This window comes from Arthrobacter sp. THG-b23 (genome assembly GCF_059091265.1).
In genome coordinates this window covers 1-16,257 of record NZ_JBNHGM010000002.1, presented here as the reverse complement: position 1 = coordinate 16,257, position 16,257 = coordinate 1, and the positions used below count along the sequence as shown (strand labels likewise).

At 67.6% G+C, this 16,257-nt stretch carries 9 protein-coding genes; 4 read left to right on the top strand and 5 right to left on the bottom strand.

Features of this window, described 5'->3' with window-relative positions:
- The first annotated feature begins 39 nt into the window (after nucleotides 1-39).
- Entirely contained in the window at nucleotides 40-2,034 is a 1,995-nt protein-coding gene (gene glgX, locus AC5RVD_RS03805) for a glycogen debranching protein GlgX (RefSeq protein WP_494126455.1), read from the top strand.
- An 81-nt stretch (nucleotides 2,035-2,115) separates the two neighbouring features.
- On the opposite strand, the gene AC5RVD_RS03800 is transcribed toward glgX, so the two are convergent.
- From AC5RVD_RS03800 to glgP, 5 genes are all read right to left on the bottom strand, one after another.
- On the bottom strand, nucleotides 2,116-2,703 hold the full coding sequence (locus tag AC5RVD_RS03800; protein WP_494111916.1) for a DUF3618 domain-containing protein: 588 nt from the start codon (nucleotides 2,701-2,703) through the stop codon (nucleotides 2,116-2,118).
- Entirely contained in the window at nucleotides 2,700-3,152 is a 453-nt protein-coding gene (locus AC5RVD_RS03795; protein ID WP_494126454.1) for a phage holin family protein, read from the bottom strand. The genes AC5RVD_RS03800 and AC5RVD_RS03795 overlap by 4 nt, the downstream gene beginning before the upstream one ends.
- An 11-nt stretch (nucleotides 3,153-3,163) precedes the next feature.
- Nucleotides 3,164-3,988 carry a hypothetical protein gene (locus tag AC5RVD_RS03790; RefSeq protein ID WP_494126069.1) on the bottom strand — a complete coding sequence of 275 codons (825 nt, stop codon included), beginning with the start codon at nucleotides 3,986-3,988 and terminating at the stop codon, nucleotides 3,164-3,166.
- 48 nt (nucleotides 3,989-4,036) lie between these two features.
- Entirely contained in the window at nucleotides 4,037-5,101 is a 1,065-nt protein-coding gene (locus AC5RVD_RS03785) for a YihY/virulence factor BrkB family protein (protein ID WP_494126068.1), read from the bottom strand.
- A 253-nt stretch (nucleotides 5,102-5,354) separates the two neighbouring features.
- On the bottom strand, nucleotides 5,355-7,988 hold the full coding sequence (gene glgP, locus AC5RVD_RS03780; protein ID WP_494111919.1) for an alpha-glucan family phosphorylase: 2,634 nt from the start codon (nucleotides 7,986-7,988) through the stop codon (nucleotides 5,355-5,357).
- Nucleotides 7,989-8,134: 146 nt separating this feature from the next.
- On the opposite strand from glgP, the gene AC5RVD_RS03775 reads away from it, so the two are divergent.
- The 3 genes from AC5RVD_RS03775 to glgB are packed head-to-tail and all read left to right on the top strand — an operon-like array spanning nucleotide 8,135 to nucleotide 15,955.
- Complete coding sequence (locus tag AC5RVD_RS03775) at nucleotides 8,135-10,183, top strand: alpha-1,4-glucan--maltose-1-phosphate maltosyltransferase (RefSeq protein WP_494126453.1); 2,049 nt, start codon at nucleotides 8,135-8,137, stop codon at nucleotides 10,181-10,183.
- Nucleotides 10,183-11,982 carry a maltose alpha-D-glucosyltransferase gene (gene treS, locus AC5RVD_RS03770; RefSeq protein WP_494126067.1) on the top strand — a complete coding sequence of 600 codons (1,800 nt, stop codon included), beginning with the start codon at nucleotides 10,183-10,185 and terminating at the stop codon, nucleotides 11,980-11,982. The genes AC5RVD_RS03775 and treS overlap by 1 nt, the downstream gene beginning before the upstream one ends.
- Nucleotides 11,975-15,955: a 1,4-alpha-glucan branching protein GlgB gene (gene glgB / locus AC5RVD_RS03765; protein WP_494126066.1), complete on the top strand. Its 3,981-nt coding sequence runs from the start codon at nucleotides 11,975-11,977 to the stop codon at nucleotides 15,953-15,955. Before treS ends, glgB begins: the two co-directional genes overlap by 8 nt.
- Nucleotides 15,956-16,257 lie beyond the last annotated feature (302 nt).

The following is a 16,257-nucleotide window of genomic DNA, read 5'->3' as shown; positions in this document are numbered from 1 at the left end:
CGTGCCTTCCCGCTGGGCGTCAGCGACACCGCCCCGGGCATGCCGCCGATTCCCGGAGCGGTGAATGTGGCGGTCTTCGCCCCGGGGTTCGGGACCATGGACGTGCACTTCGAGGATGCTTCAGGCGCCTGGCAGCGCGCTGAGCTGACGGCACTCACCGACGGCGTCCACCACGGGACGGTCAAGGGTCTGGAGGCCGGCAGCCGGTACGCCTTCTGGCCGCACGGCGAAGAACTGCCGTCGTCCGGGCAGCTGCTGCTGGACCCCTACGGCCGTGCCATCGACGACGACGGCGGCGTGCTGCGCTCGGTGTACGTCACCGGCGGTTTCGACTGGGGGAACGACGCCCGCCCGCACGTGCCGTGGCGGGACACGGTGGTCTACGAGTGCCACGTCAAGGGCCAAACGATGCTGCACCCCGACATCCCGGAGGAACTGCGCGGTACCTACGCCGGCCTTGCCCACCCGGTGATGATCCAGTACCTGCTGGAGCTGGGGATCACCACGGTGGAGCTGCTGCCGGTGCACTACCACCTGGACGAACCGCACCTGCAAAACCTTGGGCTGGCCAACTACTGGGGCTACAACACGCTCGGCTTCTTCGCGCTCTGGCCGGGGTACGCCACCGCGGCCGCCCAGGCCGACGGGCCGCGGGCGGTGCAGGACGAGTTCCGCACCATGGTCAAGCAGCTGCACGCCGCCGGCCTCGAGGTGATCCTGGACGTGGTCTACAACCACACGGCCGAGGGCGGCAAAGACCAGGACACCTACTCCTTCCGCGGGCTGGCGGACCACGTGTACTACCGGCACGACGGCCACGGGAATTACCTGGACACCACCGGCTGCGGCAACACGATGAACTTCAACGAGCCTCGCGTGATCCAGCTGGCCCTCGATTCGCTCCGCTACTGGGTGGAGGAGTTCCACATCGACGGGTTCCGCTTCGACCTGGCGGTGTCGCTGGCCCGCGACGGAAACAACCACTTCAACCCCCGCCACCCGTTCCTGGTGGCCGTCGGCGCCGATTCGGTGCTGTCCGGAGCCAAGCTGATCTCGGAGCCGTGGGACGTGGGCGACGGCGGCTGGCAGACGGGGCACTTCCCGCCGGGGTGGACTGACTGGAACGACCGCTTCCGCGATACCGTCCGCGATTTCTGGCTGGCGGACCAAGCCGCGCTGGCGGCTGGCGGGCAGGCCGGGACGGTGGCGAGGCTGGCCGGCTGCCTGGCCGGATCCACCGAACTGTTCGCCGGCTCCGGGCGCACCGCGCTGGCCTCGTTGAACTTCGTGACCGCCCATGACGGCTTCACACTGGCCGACCTGACGTCGTACGACCGCAAGCACAACGAGGGCAACGGCGAAGAAAACCGCGACGGCCACGACCATAACCGCAGCTATAACCACGGCATCGAAGGGCACACGGGGGACAGCCAGGTCCTCGACGCCCGGGACCGGAGCGCCCGGAACCTGATGGCTACCCTGTTGCTGTCGCTCGGGGTGCCCATGCTCTGCGCCGGCGACGAGATCGGCCGCAGCCAGCAGGGAAACAACAACGCATACTGCCAGGACAACGAGCTGGCCTGGACCAACTGGCAGCTGGACGAGCGCGAACACCGGATGTTCGATGCCACCCGCCGGCTCATCCAACTCCGCCGGTCCTTTCTGGCGCACCAGCCGTACAACTACCCGGCACGGGCGGAAAGTTCCTACCTGCTCTGGTTCAACGCCGACGGCGAACCGATGACTCCGGATGATTGGAACAACCCGGACTGCCGCCTGGTCCAGCTGCTGATGGGGTCGCCCCAGGGCGTGATCGACGGTCTGGTGGTGATTAACGGCGGAGGCCAGCCGCAGAAAATCGTGCTGCCCACCCCGCAGTCGCTGCAGGACTTCGGCAAGCACCGCGGCGGGAAGCATCTCTTCGAGCTGCTCTACACCACGTCCCACGACGGGGAACACCGGCGTGGCGCCACGGTCCGCAGCGGCGACATGGATGTGGTGGGCGCGAGCACCATCTCCATCTACCGCTCCTAAGCAAACGCACCGGCGCCGGGAGTGCCTCAAGGGCTCTCCCGGCGCCGGCATGCTGCCCGTCAGGCAGCGTGGACGAAGGACCTAGATCTGCCGGGGCGGATCCTGCACGTTGCCGCGGGCCTCCTGTGCCCGTTGCTTCACGTCCTCGGCGGCGGACGTGCCTTCGGACTTGACCCTGCCCGCCGAGTCCTGGGCCGAGGACTTCAGGTCTTCGGCTGCCTCGCGGGCCGGCTCCTTCATGTCCTGGGCCACCTGCCGGGCGGAGTCCTTGACTTCCTGCACCACCGGTTCGGCCTGTTCCTTGACCTTGTCGGCTGCCTGCTGCTCCACCCGGCTGGCCGGGAACAGCGAGGACAGCAACCAGCCGGCGCCGAAGGCGATCAGGCCGGCCGCTACCGGGTTGCCCTGTGCCTTGCGGGCGAGCTGGTGCGGGGCGTCGCTGGCCATTTCGCCGGCGTCGTGCATCATGGAGCGGGTGCCGCCGGTGGCGTCGTCGGCGGCGCCCATGATCTTATCCTTGACGCGGCCCACGGAGTCCTTCACTTTGTCCGTCTGCCGGTGGACGATGTTCGACGGCGACGCTTTCTCCGCCACGGCGTCGACGTCCGTGCCCAGCCGGGCGCGGGTGCGTTCGATGTCGGCTCGGATTTCTTCGGGTGACTGGCTCATAGCGCTTCCTCACTTGGCTTCAATGTTTCCGGAATCTGCTTTACTGACTCGGTGGTCTGGGGCATCCCTTCGACCGTCTTCAGCTGCTTGCGGCCTACCGAATACAGAATGGCCGCGATGATGGCCCAGATGACTGCCACAATCAGGCCGGACCAGGCCCATCCGATCCCGCCGGCGATGAGCGCCCACAGGGCCAGGGACAGGAACAGGAGGACGAAATGGCCGGCCACGCCGGCTCCGCCCAACAAGCCTGCCCCCTTGCCGGCCTTGGCGCCGGTCTCCTTGAGTTCGGCCTTCGCCAGTTCCAGTTCCTGGCGCATCAGGACGGAGATGTCCGTGCTCACCTGGCTGAGCAGGTCGCCCAAGGATTCGTTTTCGGCCTTGATTTCCGCCCGTGTTGGTTCGGCTCCATCCTGTCCGGGCACCCGTTGATTGCTCGGACCCGGCATTTGCTGGTGACTCATCGAGTCCCTCCGTCCTCATAAGGGTTCCGCTCCGGGATCGCGGTGCCACGGCCACCGACGGGCGGTTCGCCCACAGGGTAGGTGGTTTCAGGCTGTGCCGGTGCGCCGCCGAGGGCGGAACCTGTCTGCGCCCCGGGCGCCGCAAAACCTTGGGCGCTTTGGGCTTCATAGCTGCCGGCCCCGGCCGTGCCATAGACCGAACCGGTGGTGGCACGGTGCGTGCCCACTTGCCTGCCCGTCATGGAGCCGCTGGCTGATCCGCTGTCGGCGGTGAGCCCCTTGGTCAGCCGCCCGGCCAGGACGCCGGCTCCTGCCGCGATCGCAAGGAAGGCACCGGGACGTCGCCGGGCAAAACGCTTGACCTCGTCGAGCAGCGATCCCGGATCGCGGTTCTCCAGCCACCCCGCGACGGAGTCGGCTCGGCCTGCCACCTGGCCGACCAACCGGGTCGCCGGCCCGGACTGCTCGGAGTTTTGGGCCATGGAGTTGAGCTCCTCTCCGATCGACCGCAGCCCCGAAGCCACGCGCTGCTGCTGCGTGTTGGCCTGGCTGTGGATGCCATCGCCCATTTCTGACATCAGGTTGCGGGCCTTTTCCTTGGCTTCGTGCGCTACGTGCTTAACCTCGTCCTTGGCAGTCTCGGCAACCTGCTGGCCCGCTTCGGCTCCTTCGCGCCCCACTTCCCTGGCCTCGGTCTTGGCTGTCTCGCTCTTGGACTGGCCGGTGGACGGGGGATTCGAGGGTGGCGGGACGGCCGTGCCCCCTGTCGGGTAAACGGGAGCGCCCTCGTCGTAACTGCCGGAATGTGGATTCGTGGTCATGGGAATTCCTTTTCCTTGTCGGGTTCTTCCTGTCAGGCCTGATCTTGATCAGCTACGGTCACGGGATTCCTCCTCGGAATGCGCGAACTTGCGGCGCAGGTCGCGCCCCCGTGTAATGTCCTCCTCTTCCTTCTCAGCCTTCTTGTCGATCTTGCGGCTGTCGCGGACCGGAAGCTGGATATTTTCTTCGGCAGCCATGCCGGCCTGCAGTTCGCGGCCGCGCTCCGTCTCGGCATCGAACTCCGCACCGAACAACAGGGCGAGGTTGGCCAGCCAGAACCACAGCAGCAGGACGATCACGCCGCCGATGGCTCCGTAGGTCGCGTTGTAGTTGCCGAAGTTCGCCACGTAGAAGGCGAAGCCAAGCGTCGCCAGGGCCAGCACTATCAGCGCGAGGAGGGCGCCCAGGCTCATCCAGCGGAACTTCGGCTGCTTTACGTTGGGCGTCGCGTAGTACAACAGGGCCACGATCACCACGGCGAAGATGACGACGACCGGCCATTTGGCAATGTTCCAAACCGTCACCGCCGCCTCGCCGAGTCCGATCACCGATCCGATCGCCTCCGCAATCGGGCCGGACACCACCAGCATCAGCAGCGTCAGCACGGCCAGCAGCAGCACCACGACGGTGATCAGCAGCATCACCGGGCGAAGTACCCAGAACGGCCGGCCTTCCTCGACCTCGTAGATCCTGTTCATGGCCCGGCCGAAGGCGTTGACGTAGCCGGAGGCCGACCAGATGGCGCCGACCAGGCCGACGACGAACGCGAGCCCGGCTCCCGGGGCGCTGGCCAACTGTTGGATTGGCTGTTGGATGACCTCCACTGCCTGGGCAGGTGCTACCTGCCCGAGCATGCTCATCATGGCGTTGGTGGTCTGTTCCGCCTGTCCAACCAGCCCCAGGATGGAAACCAACGCCAGCAGGCCGGGGAACAGGGACAGCACTGCGTAGTACGTCAGTCCCGCCGCAAGATCCGTGCAATTGTCGTCGGAAAATTCCCGGATGGTCTTGCGGAGGATGTACTTCCACGAAGCCTTCTTTACTTGCTGCGGCTGCTGCGGCTTGTCCTCGTGGTCCGGCGGTGGTGCCTCCCGGTCGGTGCTCGTGCCCATGTTCGCCTCCTTCGTAGTCCGTTCGGACGGAACACCCTCATGCTATTAGTCAGCATGCTGATAATAAAGGGGTGAGTCACACAGAAGGACGTACGAAGGGGCATATTTTCGCTCGAAACCGGCATGAAACAGGCGGTCTCAAAGGAATTAAAGAAACTGCCGGATAGTGACGTTTCAGCCGTTCCGCTGCCCTCCGGGTGCGCCGCTCGCGCCGGCGGCGGACGCGAGCGGCGTCGGGGCGACGTGGCGTGGCTCAGCCGGTGGCGTTGGAAACCAAGCCGAGTTCGGCCTGGTTTGCCAGCGCCGGGTGCTTGGGCAGCACCCGCACGCTGTACCCGAACGACCCGGATCGGTCGATGGTGACCGGGCCGGTGAAGAGATAACGGCCATCGCCCAACTGGTCGCTGACGGCCAGTTCGTCGCTGGAGGTCTGCGCGAGGTCGTCGTTTTCGGTGACCTGGCCGTGCACCACCTGGACGGTGACGCTGTCCGGCGGCAGTGATCCGAGCCGGACGTAGGCATTGACCGTCAGCGACTCGCCGATCTGCGGCTCGTCCGTGATGCCCATCGAGTCCACGTGCTCCACCGACACGTCGTCCCAGGCGGCGTGGACCCGGCTGGTCCACGCCGCCAGTTCCTTCGCCGCCGCAAAATCGTCCGCCCGGGCCGTCCTGCCGGAGGCCCAGGCCGGACGGTAGAGCTGCTCCACATAGTCATGCAGCATCCGTTCGGCGGAAACCGCCGGTCCCAGATTGGCCAGCGTGTGTTTGATCATCGCGATCCACTGGTGCGGGACGGTATCGTTCGGCACCGGCTCGGACGGTCCGGCCGCGCCCGCGCCTTCGGAGACCTCGGCGGCATAGAAACGGGGTGCCACGTGGTGCTCGATGAGGTCGTAGAGTGCGGCGGCCTCGATATCGTCGCGCTCGTCCGGGTCGAACATGTCGGCGGTCCGGGCGCCGGTGGAAGGGTTCGCCGTCGGAATCGCCCAGCCGTTGTCGCCGTCGTACATCTCGTCCCACCAGCCGTCCAGCACGGAGAGATTCAGTCCGCCGTTGATGGCGGCCTTCATGCCGGATGTCCCGCAGGCCTCCAGCGGGCGCAGGGGGTTGTTCAGCCAAACGTCGCAGCCCGGGAAGAGCGTCCGCGCCATGGCGATGTCGTAGTTGGGCAGGAACACGATCCGGTGCCGGACCTCGGGGTCGTCGGTGAAACGGACCAGGTCCTGGATCATCCGCTTGCCCTGTTCATCCGCCGGGTGGGACTTGCCCGCGATGACCAGCTGGACAGGCCGTTCCGGGTGCAGCAGCAACGCCTTGAGCCGCGCCGGATCGCGCAGCATCAGGGTCAGCCGCTTGTAGGTCGGCACCCGGCGGGCGAAACCGATGGTCAGTACGTCCGGGTCCAGCACGGCGTCGGTCCACGCCAGCTCCGCATCCGCGGCCCCCCGCTTCTTCCAGGAGGCACGCAGCCGGCGGCGGACATCCTCGATCAGGGCCGTCCGCAGGCTCCGGCGCAACGCCCAGATGTCCTCGTCGGACACGTCGTAGACGCGGTCCCACTGGCGGGCGATCACCGTCTCGTCGCCAAACGCGGACCGCGCGAACTCCGCAATCCGGGGATCCACCCAGGTGGGCACATGCACGCCGTTGGTCACCGAGCTGATCGGCACTTCCTCCTGGTCGAAGCCCGGCCAGAGCCCCGAGAACATGCCGCGGGAGACCACACCGTGCAGCTTGGCCACGCCGTTGGCCCGCTGCGCCAGCCGCAGGCCCATCACGGCCATGTTGAACTTGGACGGATCTCCGCCGTCGTAATTCTCGTCCCCGAGTTCCAGGATCTTGGCGGTGGGTACATCCGGGGCCAGGCCCGCGCTGAAGAAGTGCTGGATCTGTGCCTTGTCGAACCGGTCGATGCCCGCGGGCACCGGCGTATGCGTGGTGAACACGGTGTTGGCGCGGCCTACGGCCAGCGCCTCGTCCCACGTCAACCCGGCCGCCGCCAGCTCCTGGATGCGTTCGATCCCGAGGAAGCCGGCGTGCCCTTCGTTCGTGTGGTAGACCTCCGGGGCCGGGGCGCCGGTGAGCCGCTGGTGGATGCGCAGCGCCTTCACGCCGCCCATGCCCAGCAGCAGCTCCTGCTGCAGGCGGTGGTCGCCGCCTCCGCCGTAGAGCCGGTCGGTGATGCCGCGGGCGGCCTCGTCGTTGCCCGGGATGTTGGAATCGAGCAGCAGCAGCGGCACCCGGCCCACGTCGGCGCGCCAGATGTAGGCGCCGAGCCTGCGCCCGTTCGGCAGCGGCAGCGTGACCTGGGCCGGCTGCCCGTCCGCCTCGCGCAGCAGCGTCAACGGCAAACCGTCCGGGTCTAGCACGGGGTAGGTCTCCTGCTGCCAGGCATCGCGGCTCAGCGACTGCATGAAGTAGCCGGCGGCGTAGAGCAGGCCCACGCCCACCAGCGGCACGCCCAGATCGGAGGCGGCCTTCAGATGGTCGCCCGCCAGGATGCCCAGGCCGCCGGAGTACTGCGGAAGCACATGCGAGACGCCGTACTCGGGGGAGAAGTAAGCGATCGACGCCGGCGCGTCGGCTCCCAGCGTCTGGTACCAGCGGTCCTCGGCCAAATACTGCTCAAGGTCGGCGTCCAGCTCGCGCACCCGAGCCACCACGTCCCGGTCGTCGGCCAGCGCCCGCAGCCGTTCGCGGGTGAAGGAGCCAAGCAGGGCGACGGGATCCTCGCGCACCTCGGCCCAGGCCTGGGGATCCAGCTGTTCGAACAGCTGCTGGGTGGGCCGGTGCCAGGACCAGCGGAGGTTGCCGGCCAAGCGGGCCAACGGAGCAATGCTCTCGGGGAGGACAGTTCGGACAGTAAATCTGCGGATTGCCTTCACCCGGCCTAGGCTAGCGCACATCCCCTGCGCCGCTGATGGCCGGCGGGTGAATGCCCCCTGAACTGGCCGTCAACACGGGCGCGAGGGGTAAGGGTGCTTCGCAATCGGGAAGGAATCTCGCTAACGTCTGTCTTGTGACGACTTCGATGCAGGAGCACAGTACGACCCAGCCAGCCGCGCGCCTGAAGTTTGGCCGGATCCCGGTTGTCGACGTCTGGCCCGTCGTCGGCGGCGGCGAGTTTCCGGCCAAGGCGATCCCGGGCGAGGACATAGAGGTAGCCGCCACCGTCTTCCGCGAGGGGCACGACAAGATCGGCGCCACCGCGGTGTTGTTCGACCCGGACGGCCAGCCCGTCCAGCGGGCCAGACTCACGCCGGGCGCGCCCGGCACCGACCGCTGGCACGGCACGCTGCGGCCCACCGGGACGGGCCTCTGGACCTTCCACGTTGAAGGCTGGGGAGACAATTACGCCACCTGGCGGCACAACGCCGAGGTGAAGATTGCCGCCGGCGTGGACGTGGAACTCATGCTCGCCGAGGGCCGGCTGCTGTTGGACCAGGCCGCGGGGCAGGGCGGGCGGCCGGAAGGCAACGCGCAGGTGCTGCGCGATGCTGCCGCCGCGCTCGCCGACGAATCGCTCTCCGTGCAGGAACGTTTGGCCGCCGGAACCTCGAACGCCGTGCTGGACGCCGTGAACAGCCACCCGATCCGCAGCCTGGTCAGCCCCTCGAAGCAGTACCCCATCCTGGTGGAGCGCGAACGGGCCGGCCGCGGCGCCTGGTACGAATTCTTCCCGCGCTCCGAGGGCGCACACTACGACCCGGCGGACGGGACCTGGACATCCGGCGACTTTACGACGGCGGCCGAGCGGCTTCCGGCCGTTGCCGCCATGGGCTTCGACGTGGTGTACCTGCCGCCGATCCACCCGATCGGCGAGGTCAACCGCAAGGGGCCGAACAACACGCTGACCGCCGGTCCCGGCGACCCCGGGTCGCCCTGGGCCATCGGCTCCAAGGACGGCGGGCACGACGCCATCCACCCCGACCTGGGCGGATTCGAAAAGTTCGACGCCTTTGTGGCCGCTGCCGAGGCGCTCGGCATGGAGGTGGCCCTGGACCTGGCGCTGCAGGCCGCCCCTGACCACCCGTGGGCCACCGAGCATCCCGAGTGGTTCACCACCCGGGCCGACGGCACGATTGCCTACGCGGAGAATCCGCCGAAGAAATACCAGGACATCTATCCGCTGAATTTCGATAACGACCCGCGTGGCCTCTCCGAAGAGGTCCTGCGGATCGTGAAGCTGTGGATCTCGCACGGAGTGAAGATCTTCCGGGTGGACAACCCGCACACCAAGCCCTTGTGGTTCTGGGAATGGCTGATCGGAACGGTGAACCGGGACCACCCGGAGGTCGTGTTCCTGGCCGAGGCCTTCACCCGCCCGGCCATGATGCACGCGCTGGGCCGCGCCGGCTTCCAGCAGTCCTACAGCTACTTCACCTGGCGCAACACCAAGGAAGAGATCGAAGAGTATTTCGCCGAAGTCAGCCACGAGACGGCGCCGTTCTTCCGGCCGAACTTCTTCGTCAACACCCCTGACATCCTCACCGAGTACCTGCAGTACGGCGGCCCCGCCGCGTTCAAGGTCCGGGCGGTGCTGGCGGCCACGGCCAGCCCGCTCTGGGGCGTGTACGCCGGTTTCGAACTGTACGAGCACGTGGCCCGGCCGGGCGCCGAGGAGTACATCGACAACGAAAAGTACGAGTACAAGGCCCGCGACTTCGCCGCCGCGGAGGCCGAGGGACGCTCGCTCGCGCCGTACCTGACCCGGCTGAACACCATCCGGCGGGCCCACCCGGCTCTGGGCGACCTGGGCAACCTCACCGTGCACCGCAGCACCGACCCGGCCACGGTGGTGTACTCCAAGCACAAGGCGCACCTGCCCCAAGGCCACGGCGGCGGGCGGGACACGATCATCGTCGTCGTCAACGTGGACCCGCACAGCGCGCGCGAGTCAACGGTCTCGCTGGATTTGGCGGCGCTGGGGCTGCGGGACGAGGACTTCAACGACGACGGCACGTTCTGGGTGGATGACCTGCTCAGCGGGCAGAGCTGGCGCTGGGGCGAACACAACTATGTGCGGCTGGACGCACACGTGGAACCCGCCCACATCCTGCACATCCGAAGGAACCGCTGATGGCCGGCCCCTTCCAGCTGCACGCTCCGGGGCTGCCGCATGACCCGCACTGGTACCGCAAGGCAGTGTTTTACGAGGTGCTGTTGCGGGGCTTCGCTGACTCCAACGGGGACGGATCGGGCGACTTCTCCGGGCTGATCGACAAGCTCGACTACCTGCAGTGGCTGGGCGTCGACTGCCTGTGGATCCCGCCGTTCTTCAAGTCCCCGTTGCGGGACGGCGGGTACGACGTCGCGGACTACTTCGACGTGCTGGACGAGTTCGGCACCATCGGCGACTTCAAGCGCCTGGTGGCCGGGGCACACGCCCGCGGCGTGCGCGTCATCATCGACTTGCCCATAAACCACACATCGGACAAGCACGACTGGTTCGAGCAGTCCCGGCGGGACCCGGAGGGGCCGTACGGGGACTTCTATGTGTGGTCCGACACCGACGAGAAATACCAGGACGCGCGGATCATCTTCGTGGACAGCGAGGATTCCAACTGGGCGTTCGACCCGATCCGCCGTCAGTTCTACTGGCACCGCTTCTTCAGCCACCAGCCGGACCTGAACTTCGAAAACCCCAAGGTGATCGAGGCGCTGTTCGACGTCGTACGGTTCTGGCTGGACCAGGGGATCGACGGTTTCCGCGCCGACGCCATCCCGTACCTGTTCGAGGAGGACGGAACCAACTGCGAAAACCTGCCCGCCACGCACGCCTTCCTGCGGGACCTGCGCACACTGGTGGACACGGAATACCCGGGCCGCGTGATCATCGCCGAGGCCAACCAGCTGCCGCACGAGGTGGTGGAATACTTCGGCCAGCCGGACGGCGACGGCGAGCTGCGCCCTGAATGCCATATGGCCTTCCACTTCCCGATCATGCCGCGCCTGTATTACGCGCTCCGGGACCAAAAGGCCGCCCCGATCATTGCCACCATGGAGCAAACACCGGCCATCCCGGCCGGGGCGCAGTGGGGAACCTTCCTGCGCAACCACGACGAACTGACGCTGGAAATGGTCACCCGCGAAGAGCGCGAGGCGATGTTCGGCTGGTACGCGCCGGACTCCCGGATGCGCTCCAACATCGGAATCCGCCGCCGGCTGGCCCCGCTGCTGGACAACTCGCGCGCCGAGATCGAACTGATTCACGCGCTGCTGCTGTCGCTGCCGGGCAGCCCGTTCCTTTACTACGGGGACGAGATCGGCATGGGCGACAATATCTGGCTCGAAGACCGCGATGCCTCCCGCACGCCGATGCAGTGGAACCCCGACCGCAACGCCGGTTTCTCCACCGCGGACCCCGGCAAGCTGTACCTGCCGGTGGTGCAGTCGCTGGTCTACCACTACAACTACGTCAACGTTGAGGCGCAGTTGGCGCACAACAGCTCGCTGCTGCACTGGGTGCGCCAGATGCTCGCGGTGCGCAAGGCCCATCCCGCCTTCGGCCTGGGTACTTACCGGAACGTGCCGGTGGACTCGGAATCGGTGCTGGCCTTTTTGCGGGAAGTGCCGGAGGGCAACGCGGAAGGCCTGGAGAAAGAGGTGCTGCTGTGCGTGTTCAACCTGTCCCAGCACCCCGTGGCGGCACCGCTGCGGCTGCCCGAATTCGCCGGCCGCGGGCTGCGCGACACGTTCGGGGGCGTCCCGTTCCCCGCCTTTGACGACGCCGGCCAGCTCACGCTGACGCTGGGCAGCCACGACTTCTTCTGGTTGCGGCTGCGTTCGGCCGCGTCCAACCCGGCATCTCCACAGACCGAGACACTCCCAGTCATCAAATCCGCGACTGAAGGAACAGAGGTGGCAACACATGCCTGAATTCACGCCGAGCCTTCCCGAACTGCTGCGCCAGTGGCTGCCCGTCCAGCGCTGGTTCCCCGCCAAGGGCCAGGAGTCGGTCCTGCACCGGCTGGGCGGCATCCGGTTGCAGGACCCGGCCGGAGCGGTAGGACTGGAGGTGCACATCGTGGCCGTGCACACCGCCGACGCAGTCCACGTGGTCAACGTGCCGCTGAGCTACCGCCGGGAGCCGATGGCCGGCGGAGAGGCGGCCATGCTTGGGCGCGCGCAGCAGGGCACCGAGGACACCTGGGCGGCAACCAGCCACGAGGGCGAGACTGCCGGGGCGGACGACGAGGGCGCTGGCGGCGCCGCGGGGGCGGCCGGCGGTGCTGCGGGCGATTCCGGGGAGCGCTGGATTTACGACGGCGCCCACGACCCGGTGTTCGTGGCCGCCTGGCTGGAGTTGATGCGGCGGCAGCTGGTGACCGGCGACGGGCATACCCGCGGCCATGCCGGGGCCGGGTTCGAATCCTGGCCGGAGTTCACCACCGGGCTGCAGGCCTCCGTGCTGCTGGGGGAGCAGTCGAACACATCCGTAGTGGTCGAGTCCGACCAAGGCCCGCTGATCGTGAAGTTCTTCCGGGTGTTGGAAGCCGGCACCAATCCGGACGTCGAAGTCGGCGTGCTGCTCACGGAGGCCGGCTGCCGTGAAGTCCCGGTCACCTACGGGTGGGTCACCGGCGGGTGGCACACTCCCGGACAGGACAACGACGGCAGCGACCGCCTGTGGGATACCGGCCACCTGAGCGTGCTGCGGGAATTCATTCCGGACAGCCAGGATGCCTGGCGCACCGCGTCGGGCTCGGCCCTGGACGGCACGGACTTCAGCTCGCAGGCCCGCGAGCTCGGAGCCGTCACCGGACGGATCCACCGCAGCCTGCGCGACGCGGCCGGCGCCTACCCGGCGGATGCCAAGGCCGTCGACGCTTTCAAGTCCGCGCTGGCGGAACGGATCCGCTGGGGCTGGGCCCAGGCGGGTGCGTCCGTGGGGCCCCTGGACGACGCGGTGCAGGAACTGCTGGACCGGCTCGACCAGGTGACTGAGCTTCCGGAGCTGCAGCGGATCCACGGCGACTACCACCTTGGCCAGGTGCTGTTCTCGGCCCAGCGGGGCTGGATAGTGCTTGACTTCGAGGGCGAACCGCTGCGGCCCATGGGGGAGCGGGGCACCGACGACGTGCCGCTGCGCGACGTGGTGGGGATGCTGCGCTCGTTCGACTACGCCGCCGGCGTTGCCCGGCTCGCGGAGCCCGACGATGCAGCCGGCGCCGCCGCCGACAACTGGGCGGCGCAGGCCAGCGCCGCGTTCCTGGACGGCTACCGGGAAGGGACTGGCGAACCGGTGGACACGTCGTCCACGCTCTTCCGGGCGCTGCTCCTGGACAAGGCCCTCTACGAAGTCGTGTACGAACAGCGCAACCGCCCGCGCTGGGTGCAGGTGCCGGTCCGCGGGGTCCGCGAAGCGCTGGCGCCCCTGGCGGGCGCCGGCACCCCGGTCGGGACCGGCAACAAGGACAAGGCCGCCGCGGGCGCCGGCACCCCGCCCGGATCCGGCAACCGGGACAAGGTCGCCGCGGGCAACGGCGGGACTTTCGCCGCCGGCGCAGCCGCGGCCGGAACCACCGCCGCCAACACCTCCGGGGCGGCCACAGGTTCCGGTCGTCGGGCCCGTCCCGTTCCCTCCACCGCCGCGGAGTCGTCCGTGCGCGGGCCGGCGTCGCCGTCGGGCAGCCGCTCCGGCACGCCGGTGCATGTCGAGCAGGAGGTGCTCTCCGCCGTCGCGCACGGGTCCTACCACCAGCCGCACGCCGTCCTCGGCGCGCACCTGGATGACCACGGACACGTCACGGTCCGCGCCCGGCGCCCGCTGGCCGATTCCGTCACCGTGATCACGCCGTCCCTGCGCGTGCCGATGGAACACGAGCACGAGGGCATCTGGGTGGCGGTCTTTCCGGCCGACGATCCGGGACGCGTCCCGGATTACCGACTCGAGGTAGCGTACGACGGCGGTGCTCCCGCCATCAGCGACGACCCCTACCACTATCTGCCCAGCCTGGGCGAAATCGACCTGCACCTGATCGGCGAGGGCCGGCACGAGACCCTCTGGAGCGCGCTCGGCTCCCACGTGCGGCGCTACAACTCCGCGCTGGGCGACACGTCCGGGGCGAGCTTCGCCGTCTGGGCGCCGAATGCCCGGGCCGTCCGGGTCAAGGGCGACTTTAACCACTGGGACGGCACCCGGCACGCGATGCGCTCGATGGGCGGATCCGGCGTGTGGGAACTGTTCATCCCCGGCGTCGAGGCGGGTGCCGTCTACAAGTACGAGTTGCTGGGCCAGGACGGCCAGTGGCGGGAGAAGGCCGACCCGATGGCCCGCTGGACCGAGGTCCCACCGTTGACAGGTTCCCGCGTGGTCGAATCGCACTACCGCTTCGGCGACCAGGAATGGATGGAGCGGCGTGCCGCCCGCGACCCGCACAACGGGCCGATGAGCGTGTACGAGGTGCACCTGGGGTCGTGGCGGCTGGGGCTGGACTACCGGCAGCTGGCCGACCAGCTGGCCGAATACGTCAGCTGGCAGGGCTTCACGCACGTGGAGTTCATGCCCGTGGCCGAGCATCCGTTCGGAGGATCCTGGGGCTACCAGGTCACCTCCTATTACGCGCCGACCTCGCGCTTCGGGCACCCGGACGACTTCAAGTACCTGGTGGACAGGCTGCACCAGGCCGGCATCGGCGTCATCCTGGACTGGGTTCCGGCGCACTTCCCCAAGGACGAGTGGGCGCTGGCCCGGTTTGACGGCCAGCCGCTGTATGAACACGGCGACCCCCGGCTGGGCGAACACCCGGACTGGGGCACGCTGATCTTCGACTTCGGCCGCCGCGAGGTGCGCAACTTCCTGGTCGCCAACGCGCTGTACTGGATGGAAGAATTCCACATCGACGGCCTCCGGGTGGATGCGGTGGCCTCAATGCTGTACCGCGACTACTCGCGCAAGGACGGGGAGTGGTTCCCCAACATCCATGGCGGCCGCGAAAACCTGGAGGCCATCTCCTTCCTGCAGGAAGTCAACGCCACCGCGTACAAACGGGTGCCGGGCATCGTCATGATCGCGGAAGAGTCCACCGCGTTCGACGGCGTGACCCGCCCGACCAGCGCGGGCGGCCTCGGCTTCGGGCTGAAGTGGAACATGGGCTGGATGCACGACACCCTGGAATACATCGCCGAGGACCCGGTCAACCGGATGTACCACCACGGCAAGGCCACCTTCTCGATGGTCTATGCCTACACGGAGAACTTCCTGCTGCCGATCAGCCATGACGAAGTGGTCCACGGCAAGGGGTCGATGCTGCGCAAGATGCCGGGCGATCGCTGGCAGCAGCTGGCCAACCTGCGCGCCTACCTGGCATTCCAATGGGCGCATCCGGGCAAGCAGCTGATTTTCATGGGAACCGAATTCGGCCAGGAGTCCGAATGGTCCGAACAGCATGGGCTGGACTGGTGGCTCTCCGAAAACGTTCCGCACAAGGGGCTGCAGAACCTGGTCCGCAACCTCAACGGGATTTACCGTTCCACGCCGGCTTTGTACGAGCGCGACAATGAGCCGGCCGGCTTCCAGTGGATCGACGAGAACGACGGTGCGCACAACACGCTGTCCTTCATCCGCTGGGACCAGCAGGGCAACCCGCTGGTTTGCGTGGCCAACTTCTCCGGCGCCCCGCACGAAGGATTCCGGCTCGGGATGCCGTGGGCGGGTGAATGGGACGAGGCCTTGAATACCGACTCGGCCGAATACGGCGGCTCCGGAGTCGTCAACGATGGTGCCGTCACAGCCGTGGAAGGCGGCTGGAAGGACAGCCCCGCTTCGGCGACCCTGCGAGTGCCCCCGCTCGGGGTGGTGTACCTGAAGCCGTCGGCCGGCGGCCGGCCCCGGGTGGCGGAAAGATGAACGGCAGCGGAATTTACATCCGCGCCGACCGGTGCTAGAGTTTAAAGCCGCGCAGGGCGGTAAAGCCGCCCCGCCGGGACCGACCGGAGGCACTCGCCAACGGGAGGAACGGACAGGGCAGTTTGACAAGGACTGCCGGCGCGGGTAAGTTAGAAAAGTTGCTCCGGAGCGATGGAGGGCCTGAGAGGGTCGTCCTGGTGCCGGGTGCTCCTGTTGTTTGAGAACTCAATAGTGTGCCAAGTTTGTTGATACCAATTATTTATTGGTTGAAAGTGCCGTGGCGTGCCGCCCCTGTGGTGTGT